The following is a 13,223-nucleotide window of genomic DNA, read 5'->3' on the forward strand; positions in this document are numbered from 1 at the left end:
CCGGCCCGGATCCCTTTCTCCGTATCTCTGCGTGCGCACGCGCGCGTGCGCGAGCGTCAGGAGACCGTGACGACAGGAGGGCCGGACGGCCGGCCCGTCCCCGGCTTGTGCGCGGTCTCCTCCGCGATCTTCATCGCCTCCTCGATGAGCGTCTCGACGATCTTCGACTCGGGCACCGTCTTGATGACCTCGCCCTTGACGAAGATCTGGCCCTTGCCGTTGCCCGACGCGACTCCGAGGTCGGCCTCCCGGGCCTCGCCGGGCCCGTTGACCACACAGCCCATGACGGCCACCCGCAGCGGGATCTCCATCCCCTCCAGCCCCGCGGTCACCTGCTCGGCCAGCTTGTAGACGTCCACCTGGGCCCGGCCGCAGGACGGGCAGGAGACGATCTCCAGCTTCCGGGGCCGCAGGTTGAACGACTGGAGGATCTGGGTGGCGACCTTCACCTCCTCGACCGGCGGGGCCGACAGCGAGACCCGGACGGTGTCGCCGATGCCCTGCCGCAGCAGCGCGCCGAAGGCGACGGCCGACTTGATGGTGCCCTGGAAGGCCGGGCCCGCCTCGGTGACGCCGAGATGCAGCGGGTAGTCGCAGCTCTCGGCGAGGAGCTCGTACGCCCGCACCATCACCACCGGGTCGTGGTGCTTGACCGAGATCTTGATGTCGTGGAAGTCGTGCTCGGCGAAGAGGGACGCCTCCCAGAGCGCGGACTCCACGAGCGCCTCCGGCGTGGCGCTGCCGTGTCTGGCCAGCAGCCGGGGGTCCAGCGAGCCGGCGTTCACGCCGATCCTGATCGGGGTCGAGCGGTCGCGCGCGGCGTGCGCGATCTCCTTGACCTGGTCGTCGAACTTACGGATGTTGCCGGGGTTGACGCGTACGGCGGCGCATCCCGCCTCGATCGCGGCGAAGACGTATCTCGGCTGGAAGTGGATGTCCGCGATCACCGGGATCTGCGACTTTCTGGCGATGTCGGGCAGCGCGTCGGCGTCGTCCTGGCTCGGGCAGGCGACGCGGACGATGTCGCAGCCGCTCGCGGTGAGCTCGGCGATCTGCTGGAGCGTCGCGTTGATGTCGGCGGTGAGGGTGGTGGTCATGGACTGCACGGAGACGGGTGACTCGCTGCCGACGCCGACCGTGCCGACGGTCAGCTGACGGGTGGTGCGCCGGGGGGCGAGGGTCCGGGGCGGCAGTTCGGGCACGCCGAGGTTCACCGTCATGACTGCTCCTTGTCCAAGGCTTCGGTGTGTTCGTGTCCGCGGCCGGGCCCGGCCTGGTGTCCGATCGTCCGCTCCGTCAGCCGCTCGGTGAGGGTCCGCACGATGTGCTCCTCGGTGAGACCGCAGTCGGCCAGTACCTCGCCGCGGCTGCCGTGTTCGAGGAACCGGCGGGGGATGCCGAAGGAGCAGACCGCGGTGGCCGCCCCGCTGTCCTGGAGAGCCTGGGTGAGGACCGAGCCGAGCCCCCCTGTGCGGAGGTTGTCCTCGACGGTGGCGACCAGGGAGTGCCGGGCGGCCAGCGCCGTGAGCGCCGGATTCAGGGGGGCGATCCAGACGGGGTCGACGACGGTCGTCTCGGTGCCCAGTTCGCTGAGCCGGTCGGCGACGGCGAGGCCGAGGCCCGCCATCGAACCGGTGGCGATCAGCAGTGGCCCGCCGGGTGCGCCCTGCCGGAGGATGTCGAGCCCGCCGCTCACCGCGAGGGCGTGGATGTCGGGGCCGACCTGTCCCTTCGGGAAGCGGATGACGGTGGGTCCGTCGGTCACCTCCACCGCCTCGCGTAGGGCGGCGCGGAGTGTGGCCGCGTCGCGCGGTGCGGCCATGCGCAGGCCCGGGACCAGGGTGAGGAGCGGTACGTCCCACATGCCGTTGTGGGAAGCGCCGTCGTCGCCGGTCACCCCGGCCCGGTCCAGTACGAACACGACGGGGCAGCGGTGCATCGCCACATCCATCAGGACCTGGTCGAAGGCGCGGTTGAGGAAGGTGGAGTAGACGGCGACGACCGGGCGCAGACCGGCCGTCGCCAGGCCGGCCGCCGAGGTCACGGCGTGCTGTTCGGCGATCCCCACGTCGAAGGACCGCTCGGGAAAGCGTTCGGCGAAGGAGCTGAGTCCGGTGGGGCCGGGCATGGCGGCCGTGATCGCGACCACGTCGTCGCGCTCCTCCCCCACCGCTATGAGTTCCCTCGCGAAGACCGAGGTCCAGGAGGTGCCCGGGGCGGGCGCCGCTCTCCCGGTCTCCGGGTCCATCACCCGTACCGCGTGGAAGCGGTCGGCCTCGTCGTTCTCGGCGTGCGGGTAGCCCTGCCCCTTGCGGGTGACGCAGTGGACGATCACGGGCGCGCGGAACTGGTGGGCCCGGCGCAGCGCGAACTCGACCGCCTTGATGTCGTGTCCGTCGACGGGACCGATGTACTTCAGGCCGAGACCCTCGTACATCCCCTGTGGGGTGAAGACGTCCTTCATCCCCTTCTTGAGCCCGTGCAGGGCGTCGTAGACCACCGGCGCGGGCGCCAGCACCTTCTTGCCCCACTCCAGCAGGGACTCGTAGCGGTGGGAGGTGCGGAGCGCGGCGAGGTGTTCCGCGAAGCCGCCGACGGTGGGGGCGTAGGAGCGGCCGTTGTCGTTGACGACGATGACCATGGGCCGGTCCTGCCCCGCCGCGATGTTGTTGAGCGCCTCCCAGGTCATGCCGCCGGTGAGGGCGCCGTCGCCGATCACGGCGACCACGGCGCGGTCCGTGGCCCCCTGGAGGGCGTACGCCTTGGCCAGGCCGTCCGCGTAGGACAGCGCGGTCGAGGCGTGCGAGTTCTCGATGAGGTCGTGCTCGGACTCGGCGCGGGAGGGGTAGCCGGAGAGGCCGCCGCGTTTGCGCAGCGCGTCGAACCGGTCGGCCCGGCCGGTGAGCATCTTGTGGACGTACGTCTGGTGGCCGGTGTCCCAGAGGATGCTGTCGCGCGGTGAGGTGAAGACCCGGTGCAGGGCGATGGTCAGTTCGACGACGCCCAGGTTGGGTCCCAGATGGCCGCCGGTGCGGGAGACCTGGTGGATCAGGAACTCCCTGGTCTCCCTGACCAGGTCGAGCAGTTCGCCGTGGTCGAGCTTCTTCAGGGCGGCGGGTCCTGTGAGGTTGTCGAGTTGTCCCACGGTGCTCAGGCCTTCCGGTAGGCGACGCGAAGGGCCATGGCGCCGAGTTCGTCGCGCCACACCTGGTCCATGGGTGCGTCGTCGAGCGCCGCACGGCCGCGTTCGACCAGTCCGGCGATATGCCTCTCGACGTCGTCGGGCACTCCTGTGCCGAGGAGCAGGTCGCGCAGTTCGTCGGGGTCGTGACCGGGCGTCGTGACGAGGTCGTGGACCCGCTCGTCGCGCCGCATAGCCCAGCCGAGGAGCAGCGTCATCTTGTGCTGGGTGAAGTCGAGTCCGGCGGGCTTGCCGGTATCGGCGGAGTTGCCGAACGCGCCCAGCAGGTCGTCGCGGAGCTGGAACGCCTCGCCGACGGTGGCCCCGTACTCCTCGAAGGCCGTGCCGAGCGCGGTGGATCCGGCGAGGGTGGCGCCGACGACCAGGGGTCGGTGGATGGTGTAGCGGCCGGACTTGGCGAGGGCGATCCAGCGGGAGAGCTCGGGGTCGACGGCGAACTCGGCCGCCGCCGCGACGTCCATGTACTGCCCGATGATCAGCTCCGCGCGCAGTTCGCTCCAGACGGGGACGACCGCGGAAGGCGCTTCGGCCATCAACTGGTCGGAGTAGACGAGCGCGAGATCGCCGGCGAGGATCGCCACGCTCTCGCCGAACCGGCGCCCCTCGCCCCGCCAGGCACTGTCCCGGTGCCTCGCCGAGTGTGTGACATGGACGGTGGGCGCGCCGCGCCGCTGTCCGGAGGCGTCCATGACGTCGTCGTGGATGAGGGCGCAGGCGTGCAGCATCTCCAGGGCGGCGGCGGCCGGTACGACGCCGGGGGCGTCGGCGTCGCCGCCCGCCGCCAGATATCCCATGACGCAGAAGGCGGGCCGCAGGCGCTTGCCGCCGGAGTCGATCAGGCCGGCCACGGCCGTGACGGGGACCGTCGCGCGTGGGTCGACGGTGGTCCAGAGTTCGTTCTCGGCGGTGAGGAAGTCACGCAGGTGGTGTTCCACCCGCTTCAGCAGGTGCTGTGTGGTGCGGCGGGCGGAGTCCGTCGTCAGCACGCGGTCGTCGGGCCTGGCGGTCACTTCGGTGGTCACACGTCTCTCCTGGTCTAGAAGCTGTCGCGGACGAACACGGGGCGGTGCTTCCTGCCGCCCTTGGGTCCATGTCTCCGTCAGGGGCCGCCGGCCGTGGCGGCGTCTGCGGTCGCGGCGTCGGCGGTCGCGAGTTGCGTGGGCATGGAGAACGTGACGTCCTCGACGGAGGTCACGTCGATCTCGACATCCCTGAAGCCGAGTTCGGCCAGCCTGTCGACGAGTTGCCCGACGAGGATCTCGGGCACGCTCGCGCCGGAGCTGACGCCGATCGACGTGACGCCGCGCAGCCACCTCTCGTCGAGGTGCGAGACGTCGGGGGTCAGATGGGCCGCGACGCCGCCGTCGCGGGCCACGTCGACCATCCGCAGGGAGTTGCTGGAGTTGCGGGAACCGACGACCAGCACCAGGTCGCACCGGTCGAGCAGTGATTTGACGCCGTTCTGCCGGTTCTGGCTGGCGTAGCAGATGGTGTCGTGGGCGGGCGAGACGATGTCGGTGAACCGGCTCCTGAGCCGCTCGACGATGCCGGCCGTCTCGTCCATGGAAAGGGTGGTCTGGGTCAGATACGCGACGGGGGTGGCGGGGTCCAGCTCCAGGCGGTCCACGTCGTCGGCGGACTCGACGACGATCGTCACCTCGGGCGCCTCACCGCGGGTTCCCTCGGTCTCCTCGTGCTCCTCGTGTCCGATCAGCAGGAGCACCCGGCCGTCCCTGGTCACACGGCGCGCGTGCTGGTGGACCCGGGAGACGAGCGGGCAGGTGGCGTCGATGACCTCCAGTCCACGCGCGGCCGAACCCTCCCGTACCTGGGGTGACACCCCGTGTGCGGAGAAGAGACAGACGGCCCCTTCCGGTACCTCCTCCTCCGACTCCACGAAGCGGGCGCCCTTGCGTTCCAGCGTCGCGATGACATGGTGGTTGTGGACGATCTGCTTGCGGACGTAGACCGGGGCGCCGTACACCTCGAGCGCCCGCTCCACCATCGCGATGGCGCGCACCACGCCCGCGCAGAAACCGCGCGGTTCGGCGAGGACGACTCTCTTCCGTGCGGGGCCCGTCATGGGGGCACCCGGCTCGACAGTAACTTCGAATTCCACGAAACTCTCTCTCCATGAGAAGTCGGTTCAATTGCGGGCCGGTAATTCACCGCCGCCGGGCGTACGCCCGCGCTCACCCGCCACCAGGTCACAACTCCCCCTGCCCGGGGTCCCGTTGACAGGCCCAATATGACCGTGGGACGATCGTTTTCTTATTGTCCCGAGTTGAATCTACGGGTCAGTTCGAAACCGGGGGTCCAGCATGGAAACCAAGCCTGCCCAAATATCTGAGGCAGCCTCAGGAGTATCCAGCAGAACCGTCTTTCGCGGATTACTCAGACTTTCGAAAATCCGCGTATTCCAGCATTACTTCGGCCTTTTTCTCGCGTGGCTGCTGCTCAGCCCGGAGGCACTGGCCCGACCGGGCGCCACGGCCGCCATGTTCCTCTTCCTGCTCGGCTCGGTCGCCATCGTCGCGTGCGCCTGTGCCAGTGACGACATAGCGGGATTCCGCGACGGCAGCGACCTGATGAACTACCGGTCGGACGAAAAGCTGCGCGACATTCGCGCGAAGCCTCTGCTGACGGGCACCGTCACCGAGAGGCAGGCTCTTGTCTTCGCCGCCGGATCGGGCGTCGTGGCCCTCCTGGCAGGGACGGCCGCGTTCTGGGTTCTCGGCTGGGACTCCCCACTCAGCTCCTATGTGCTCTACCTGCTGGGATTCGTCTTCAGCGTGCAGTACTCGGTGGGCCTGAAGGTGAGTTACCGGCGGGGCGGCGGTGAGACGCTGCTCTGTCTCGCCACCGCCGCGGGGCTGCTCGCACCCTTTCTCGCGGTGAACCGTGAGTGGACCTGGCCGGCCGTCGCCCAGGCCCTCCTGCTCGGCATCTGGCTGGTCATGGTCAGCAGCTACTCCAACGTCAACGACGTCGCGGGCGACCGGATGGCGGGCCGCCGGACCCTGGCCGTGACCACGGGAAGGGCCCTGCAGAGCGCCGCCATGACCGTTTTCTTCCTGATATCGGCGGGGCTTCTCACCGCGCTTGCGTTCACCGACGGCTGGCCGTCGTGGCTGCTCCTCGCGGCATTTCCGGCCACCGTCCTGCACGCGGCGCAGCTCTATCAGGGACCGGTCAGGCGCCGGTGGCTGCGGGCCAGGAAGCTCGGGCTCATCGCGTACAACCTCGGATTCGTCGGCATAGCCGTACCGACGTTCTTCGCCCTTCACCGGTAGCCGTAAAACCGGTGAAAATGCCGAAGCCCGCGAGACCAGGCCGACTTCGGCGAATTCCGTTCATGACCAGGGGGAGAAGAATGCCCGGAGCGCTCTGCCATCGAGAACATCCCTCAGAAAGGGAGCCCGTGCCCGGACTCCGCCTGTGCGGCTCCTGTCTCCGACAGACGGAGCAGAATCTCACCGCGCTTCCCGCGCTGTACGACGAGTGCGTGGACCATGTCTTCGGCGCCCCCAGGAACCCCGCCCGGCAACGGGTGGCGGGAACCCGGGACGTGGCTCCTCTCAACGATTCGGCCATCGAGACCCGCACCAATATCTCCGGTGTGCTCACCTCATGGGCGAGCGCCGTGACCGAGGAGAGAGGAGTGTCGGCTCCGGGACCTTCCGTACGGTGTCTGACCGACTTTCTCATCCACCATCTGACCTGGCTCGCGGGCCACTTGGCAGCCGCGCTCTTCGCCGACGAGACGGACAATCTCGTGGCCCAGGCGCGCCGGACCCTGGATCCCGCGCCGGACACCCGGCTCGTCACACTCGGACTCTGTGTGGAGCCCGGCTGCTCGGAAATCCTGAGCGCCGCCGAACCGGGCCGGCGAATTTCCGCTTCGGGCGGTATCAGCTGCACGGCGGGACATTCCTGGAAGACCCATGAATGGTTCCTTCTCCAGAGCCGTATCGAACAGAAGGGTGAGGCCGGCACCGCATGACCAGACCACCGCGCCACCGACGCGTACCGACGAAGGTGGCCGCACTCGCCGTGGGCGTTCCGGAGGCGACGATCAGACAGTGGGTACGCAGAGGAAAGCTCACCCGCTACGGAACTCCCGGCCGCGCCGAGTTCGACATAGGCGAACTGACCGAGATAGCGAGGGGGCCGGGCCGCTGACCGCCCCGGGCCGGGGTCACCCGCTCCCTGCGGGGTGCTCCTGTGCGGTAGGCGGTGCCCCGCGTCTCGCGCAGTTCGTACGGCCGGCAGGTGACGCTGTCGTTGGTGAACATCGTGATCTGCGAGGCGATCGTGTTCATCAGCAGCACGTCCGGCTGATCGACGCTCCACACCCGTCCGCCCGCCCCGAGCATGGTGTCGACGAGATGGACGACGAGCCGTCCGGCCGACGGGTCGCGCTGTCGGGCGTTGGCGAGGAGGCGCTCGGTCACGCTGATCCCCCGCGGTCCCGCGCCGACCACACAGATCTCGGTGCGGGCTGCCGGCGCTCCGTTCTCCGTCACCTCGGTCTCCCCGTGTCGCGGTGGTCCTTCGAGGCGCCGGCGGCGGTCAGAATTCGCTGATCCGCTCGGCGACCTTGATTCCGACGTGCCTGCCCGGTTCGGTGACATGGCCCAGGAGCTTGGTGCCGGGCACCACCTCCGTGAGGTTGAGCGGCTTGCCGTCGGCGCTCATCACGCGCACGTGCCAGTCGTCCTGGAGGAGGACGTTGACCTTGACGTCCCCGTGGACGGCCTCGACCAGCCGCAGCGGACGCAGCTCGACCTTGACCCGGCCGACCACCACCTCGCGGAACGTGCCGTCCGCCGAGACGGCGTGCGTGCGCTCCCCGGCGGCGAGGTCGGTGATGTAGGCGGTGGTCTCCGAGCCGAAGACGTAGCTGTGCACGGCGCCCGCGTTCACCCGGAACGGGCGGAGATTCATGTACGGCAGGTGGTGCACCTCCGCGCAGACCAGGATGCCGCCGGACGACGTCGAGCCGACGATCATGCCCTCGTCCTCGGCGAACAGCGTGGCCGTGTCGACGCAGCCCCGGTAGCCCATGCCGATCGGTACCGCGCGGAAGACCTCCAGCGGCACGAGGTCCTCGCGGGACTGCCGGCGCAGCCGCAGCGCCTCGCCCACCCGGTCGATGTCGGCGAGCTGGTCGCCGCGGACCACCAGACCGGCGGGTCCGCTCTCCAGCACACCGGCGACACTGGCCGTCTCGGCGGAGCTGAGCAGCTCCTTGAGCACCCGGGTCGTGCCGTCCTGCGCGCGGGCGAGAAGCAGTTCCAGCGGGATGTTGGTCTCGTCGACGAAGGCGGCCACCAGCACGTCGACCCTGCCGCAGAGGCCGGCCGCGGCGTTCATGGTGTCGCCGTCCACGATCTCGCAGCGGACGCCGACGGGGCGGCCCCCGGCCAGGGCCCGTACGGCGTCGAGCTCGGCCGGCCCCCGCACCAGCAGGACGCTCACCCGCCGGTCGGCGAGGGCGGCCGCGGCACTCCCGGTGTCCACCAGGGCGGCCAGGGTGATCCGCTCCAGCGGCTCCCAGCCCTCCAGTTGGTCGGGGCGCAGCAGGACCGTCGTGGCGGCGGAGGACCGCGCGTGGGCGAGGGCCGCCGCCGTCCCGTCGGGGCCGAGTCCGGTGACGTCAGCCCAGAGTTCCTGTTCCGTGTCCACGTGCCATCCGTTTCTGAGAGGTGTTCCGAGAGGTGGTGAGGGATTCACGAGAGGTGGGCGTGTGCGGCCGGGCTCAGCCGGAGCCGTGCACGATGCCGCGCAGTTCGGCGGTGGCCGCCGCCGGGTCGGGGCTGCCGAACACCCACCGGCCGACGCAGAGACCGCCGATGCCCGCGCCGATGGCGTTCTTGGCGGAGCTGAGGAAGTCCTCCCAGGTCCCGTCCGCGGCCCCGCCGGCGATCACGACGGGCACCGGCACCTGGCTGGCCAGATCGGTGAGGTACTGCTCGCCGGGGTGCGCCGCCTTGACGATGTCGGCGCCCAGCTCGGCCGCTATCCGTGAGGCGTGCAGCACCTGGGGACCGATGTCCGCCGCCTCGGTCCTGATGTACGTCATCACCAGCAGCGGCATGCCGAGCCGGTCGCAGGAGCGGGCGATGGCGCCGAGCCCCACGAGCGCGTCGCGGTCCTCCCGGTGGCCGCAGCCGAGGGTGATGTGCGCGGACACCGCGTCGGCGCCCAGCGCGGCGGCGGTCTCCGGTTCGCAGACGGTGGCCTTGAGTTCGGGCTGGGCGCTGAGAGCGGTGTTGCCCGACAGGTGCACGATCATCGCCGTGTCCCGTTGTACGGGCATCTCCCTGGCGGCCGATCCCCGGTGCGCGACGATGCCGTCGGCGCCGCCGCTGATCACCGAGCGCATGACGGCGCCCATGTTGGCGAGCCCCCCGGCGACACCCGTGGTCACCGAGTGGTCGAGTGCGACGAGCAGCGTTCTGCCGTCCTCGCCGACGAGCCGGCGCAGCCGTCGTTGTTTTCCGTTCACCAGTGTCACTGCCCTACCTCTTCCGTTGCTGGTCTCCGGCACGCCGAAGGGGCCGGCTCCGGCGCACGGGGCGCCGGGGCCGGCCCCTTCGGGCGACCGGTCGGTTCGGGTTGCTACGGACAACTCATGGCACTACCGGTGTGCCGCCGGTGCCGGCTCGGCCATCGCGTGGACGGTGTGGGGTCCGCCGTCCGATTCCTTCAGGCCGAACCTGGCGTGCAGGCGCCGCAGCGGAGCGGGTGCCCACCAGGTGGCGCGCCCGCCGAGCCGCATCAGGGCGGGCAGCAGCAGCCCGCGGATCAGGGTCGCGTCCATCAGGACGGCGAGCGGCAGTCCGATGCCGTACGCCTTGGACAGGGTGATGTCGGAGACGGCGAAGGCCAGGAACACCACCGAGATCAGAACCGCCGCGGCGGTGACGATCCGTCCGATGCGCTCCAGGCCCCGGGCGACCGCCGCGTTCCCGTCGCCCGTGATCTCGTACTCCTCGCGGATCCGGGCGAGCAGGAAGATCTGGTAGTCCATCGCCAGACCGAACGACAGCGCGAAGAGCATCACCGGCACAGTCGCCGCGATGTCCCCCGTGACGGTGAATCCCCCGAGCAGGCCCGAGAGATGACCGTCCTGGAAGATCCAGACCAGTGCGCCGAAGGTCGCGGTGAGGCTGAGCCCGCTGAGCAGTACGGCGATGAAGGGCACCAACACGCTGCCGGTCACCAGGAACAGCAGCACCAGCATCGCCAGCACCACCGACACCAGTGCGTACGGCAGCCAGTGGATGATCGAGCTGGTCGCGTCCTCGTTGACGGCGGCCGTGCCACCGACGAGGGTCCCGGACGGCGCGGGCGCGTCGCGGATCTCCCGCACCAGCCCCGCCGTCAGATCCGCGTCCGCCGACGTGGGCGTGACCGAGAGGAAGACCGAGCCGTCGCCGCCGAACCGCTGGTGCGCCTCGGCGGCCGGCCCGGCCTGGGCCCCGTTCACGTAGCTGCCGGTGGAGGTGTCCACGCGCGCCACGTCGTCCAGACGGGAGAGCGCGGTGGCGTACGAGGCGATCTCACCGCTCGCCGGGGCGTCGGGGACGACGACCTGGAGCGCGCTCTGCTCGCTGGTGTCGAAGTCGGCGCGGATCTCCGTGACCACCTGCCGGGACATGCACGACTCGGGCAGCGTGCGCTCGTCCGGCATTCCCAGCTTGATGCCCAGGAACGGTGCGCCGAGCAGCAGCAGGAAGGCCGTCACGAGGGTCGCGATGGGCAGCGGCCTGCGCATCACGAAGGTCGCGAGCCGGTGCCAGAAGCCGTTCTCCAGCTCCGCCGTCGCCGGCCGCTCGCGGCGCCGGAACACCCGCCCCTTCTCGATCCGGGGGCCGAGTGCCACCAGCACCGCCGGCAGCAGGGTGACCGAGGCGAGGGCGGCCAGCAGGGCCGTCGCCACTCCCGCGTACGCCATGGATCGCACGGCGGGCAGCGGGAACCAGGCCAGGCCCGCGAGGGCCACGGCCACCGTGATCGCGGAGAAGACGACCGTACGGCCGGCGGAGAGCAGGGTGCCGTGGACGGCTTCACGTTCGTCGTGCCCCGCGCGCAGCTGCTCGCGGTAGCGGTTGACGATCAGCAGGCTGTAGTCGATGGCCAGGCCGAGGCCCAGCAGGGTGATGACGCTGACGGACAGCGACGACAGCGTGGTCAGACTGGCCAGCACCCACATGAAGCCCATGCAGAGCAGCACGGTGACGAGCGCGATCAGCAGCGGAAGCGCGGCGGCGACGAGGCTGCCGAAGACGAACACCAGCAGGACGAGCGTCACCGGGAAGGCGATCATCTCCCCCTTGGTGGCGTCCTTCTGGCCCTGGTCGATGATCTCGTGCTGGAGCGGGGCGTAGCCGCCGACCTTGACACCGAGACCGTCGTGCGTGCCCTGGTAGCGGGGCAGCAGCTCCTTGACCCGCTTCTCCACCTCGGTCTCGTCGCCGGTGATGGTGGCCAGGATCAGGGCCTTGTCGCCGCCCGCACCGCGCAGTTGGGGAGCGCGGGCGCCGCCCCAGTAGCTGATGACGTCGGCGATCCGCGGTTCGGCGGCCAGTTTCTTGCCGAGCGAGACGCCTGCGGCGGTGGCCGCCGGTTTGTCCACGCCGCCCGGCGCGGTGACGAGCAGCGTCAGATTCGACTGCGCGTGGCCGAAGTCCGACGTGAGCGTGGAGGCCGCACGTCCGGATTCCGACTGCGGGTCGTCGAACCCTCCGGCGGTGAGTTTGGTGAACAGTGTCGAGCCCGCCGCGCCTCCCAGCACGGCGAGCAGCAGGGCGACGACGACCACCGCCCTGCGCCTGCGCAGGGCGAGCCCCGCAAGGGTTTCCAGCATTGTCGCTTCTCATTCCTCGTAATATCGATGGATGTCGGCATGCGCCAGGTATACGAGAAGCGACAGCCCGCGCTTGTGACGTGACGGGTCATAATGTGTCCGGCGTCACATCACTCCCGCCCGGACAGGAGGCACCGCCTGTGCAGGACGCCCGCCCGGACTCCCCCACGATCGGTCGCCCGGTCACCACCGATCCGGAACAGTGCCCCGTTCCAGAAGAGCGCCCCGGTCTCGAACTCTCTTGCGGCCCCACCGCGCTCGACGCCGCGACCGAGGTGTACGCCGCCCATCGCGAGCTCCTCTTCTCGCTGGTCCACAATCTGCTCGGCACCGTCACCGACACCGAGGACGTCCTCCAGGAGACCTGGCTCTCCTGGGCCTCGGCCCGGCGCTCCCACATCGCCAACGCCCGCGCCTATCTGGTCCGTATCGCGGTGAACCAGGCGCTCGCGCGGCTGCGGCACGCACGCCGCGACCAGGTGAGCGACCTGGGCCCCTGGCTGCCCCGGCCGCTCCTCAGCACGGCGGGCGCCGAGGACGGCGCGCTCCGTGAGGAGTCGGTGTCCCTGGCGCTCACGGTGGTGCTGGAGACGCTGACGCCGCTGGAGCGTGCCGTGTTCGTGCTGCGCGAGGTGTTCGGTTACGACCACGACGAGATCGCCACCCTGCTCGGACGCAGCCCGGCCGCCGTCCGCCAGACCGCCCGCCGGGCCCGGACCCATGTGCGCTCACGCAGGCCCCGGGGGGCGCCGGGACCCGAGCTGCGCCGGGCCGTCACCGAACGCTTCATGTCGGCGGCGCTCGGCGGGGACCTCGCCGCACTGATGGAGGTCCTCGCCCCGGACGTGGCTATGTGGACGGACGGCGCCGGCACGCTGCACGTCGCGCGGCGCGTCGTGGCGGGCCGGGACCGGGTCGTACGTCTTGTACGGGCCAAGGCCCCGAGACTGCCCGCCGGTCTGACGGTCCGCTATGTGAATGCGCACCGGGAACCGGCGGTGCTGCTGTTCGCCGGTGACCGGCTGCACACCGTCGTCGTGCTCGAACTGACGCCGGCGGGCGACCGGGTGAGCGGGATCTACGGTGTCGTCGATCCCGAGAACCTCCCCCATGTCGCGTAGGCGTGTTGATCCGCCGGTCGTGATG

At 70.3% G+C, this 13,223-nt stretch carries 11 protein-coding genes; 3 read left to right on the forward strand and 8 right to left on the reverse strand.

Annotation, left to right across the window (positions count from 1 at the left end; translation table 11 throughout):
- Positions 1 to 56: 56 nt before the first annotated feature.
- From ispG to ispH, 4 genes are all read right to left on the reverse strand, one after another.
- Positions 57 to 1,220, reverse strand: coding sequence for a flavodoxin-dependent (E)-4-hydroxy-3-methylbut-2-enyl-diphosphate synthase (gene ispG / locus IEY79_RS15020; protein WP_189107954.1), 1,164 nt, complete (start codon positions 1,218 to 1,220; stop codon positions 57 to 59).
- Complete coding sequence (dxs, locus tag IEY79_RS15025; RefSeq protein ID WP_189107955.1) at positions 1,217 to 3,145, reverse strand: 1-deoxy-D-xylulose-5-phosphate synthase; 1,929 nt, start codon at positions 3,143 to 3,145, stop codon at positions 1,217 to 1,219. The genes ispG and dxs overlap by 4 nt, the downstream gene beginning before the upstream one ends.
- A gap of 5 nt (positions 3,146 to 3,150) precedes the next feature.
- A complete protein-coding gene (locus IEY79_RS15030) occupies positions 3,151 to 4,224 on the reverse strand; it encodes a polyprenyl synthetase family protein (RefSeq protein WP_229700874.1) in 1,074 nt (357 codons plus the stop codon).
- A gap of 77 nt (positions 4,225 to 4,301) precedes the next feature.
- On the reverse strand, positions 4,302 to 5,321 hold the full coding sequence (ispH, locus tag IEY79_RS15035; protein ID WP_308426671.1) for a 4-hydroxy-3-methylbut-2-enyl diphosphate reductase: 1,020 nt from the start codon (positions 5,319 to 5,321) through the stop codon (positions 4,302 to 4,304).
- Positions 5,322 to 5,523: 202 nt separating this feature from the next.
- On the opposite strand from ispH, the gene IEY79_RS15040 reads away from it, so the two are divergent.
- Complete coding sequence (locus IEY79_RS15040; RefSeq protein WP_268240590.1) at positions 5,524 to 6,495, forward strand: UbiA family prenyltransferase; 972 nt, start codon at positions 5,524 to 5,526, stop codon at positions 6,493 to 6,495.
- 128 nt (positions 6,496 to 6,623) lie between these two features.
- A complete protein-coding gene (locus IEY79_RS15045) occupies positions 6,624 to 7,205 on the forward strand; it encodes a hypothetical protein (RefSeq protein ID WP_189107957.1) in 582 nt (193 codons plus the stop codon).
- A 106-nt stretch (positions 7,206 to 7,311) separates the two neighbouring features.
- Here the strand turns inward: IEY79_RS15045 and IEY79_RS15050 are convergent, their stop codons facing one another.
- From IEY79_RS15050 to IEY79_RS15065, 4 genes are all read right to left on the reverse strand, one after another.
- A complete protein-coding gene (locus tag IEY79_RS15050; protein WP_229700876.1) occupies positions 7,312 to 7,728 on the reverse strand; it encodes an FAD/NAD(P)-binding protein in 417 nt (138 codons plus the stop codon).
- Between the two features lie 46 nt (positions 7,729 to 7,774).
- Positions 7,775 to 8,890: a 3-dehydroquinate synthase II domain-containing protein gene (locus tag IEY79_RS15055; RefSeq protein WP_189107959.1), complete on the reverse strand. Its 1,116-nt coding sequence runs from the start codon at positions 8,888 to 8,890 to the stop codon at positions 7,775 to 7,777.
- A gap of 73 nt (positions 8,891 to 8,963) precedes the next feature.
- On the reverse strand, positions 8,964 to 9,722 hold the full coding sequence (locus IEY79_RS15060) for a class I fructose-bisphosphate aldolase (RefSeq protein WP_189107960.1): 759 nt from the start codon (positions 9,720 to 9,722) through the stop codon (positions 8,964 to 8,966).
- Positions 9,723 to 9,845: 123 nt separating this feature from the next.
- Positions 9,846 to 12,077 (reverse strand): MMPL family transporter, encoded by a 2,232-nt coding sequence (locus IEY79_RS15065; protein ID WP_189107961.1) that lies wholly within the window; start codon positions 12,075 to 12,077, stop codon positions 9,846 to 9,848.
- A 140-nt stretch (positions 12,078 to 12,217) separates the two neighbouring features.
- On the opposite strand from IEY79_RS15065, the gene IEY79_RS15070 reads away from it, so the two are divergent.
- Complete coding sequence (locus IEY79_RS15070) at positions 12,218 to 13,198, forward strand: sigma-70 family RNA polymerase sigma factor (protein WP_229700877.1); 981 nt, start codon at positions 12,218 to 12,220, stop codon at positions 13,196 to 13,198.
- Positions 13,199 to 13,223: the final 25 nt, after the last annotated feature.

This window comes from Streptomyces camponoticapitis (genome assembly GCF_014646115.1).
Taxonomy (GTDB): domain Bacteria; phylum Actinomycetota; class Actinomycetes; order Streptomycetales; family Streptomycetaceae; genus Streptomyces; species Streptomyces camponoticapitis.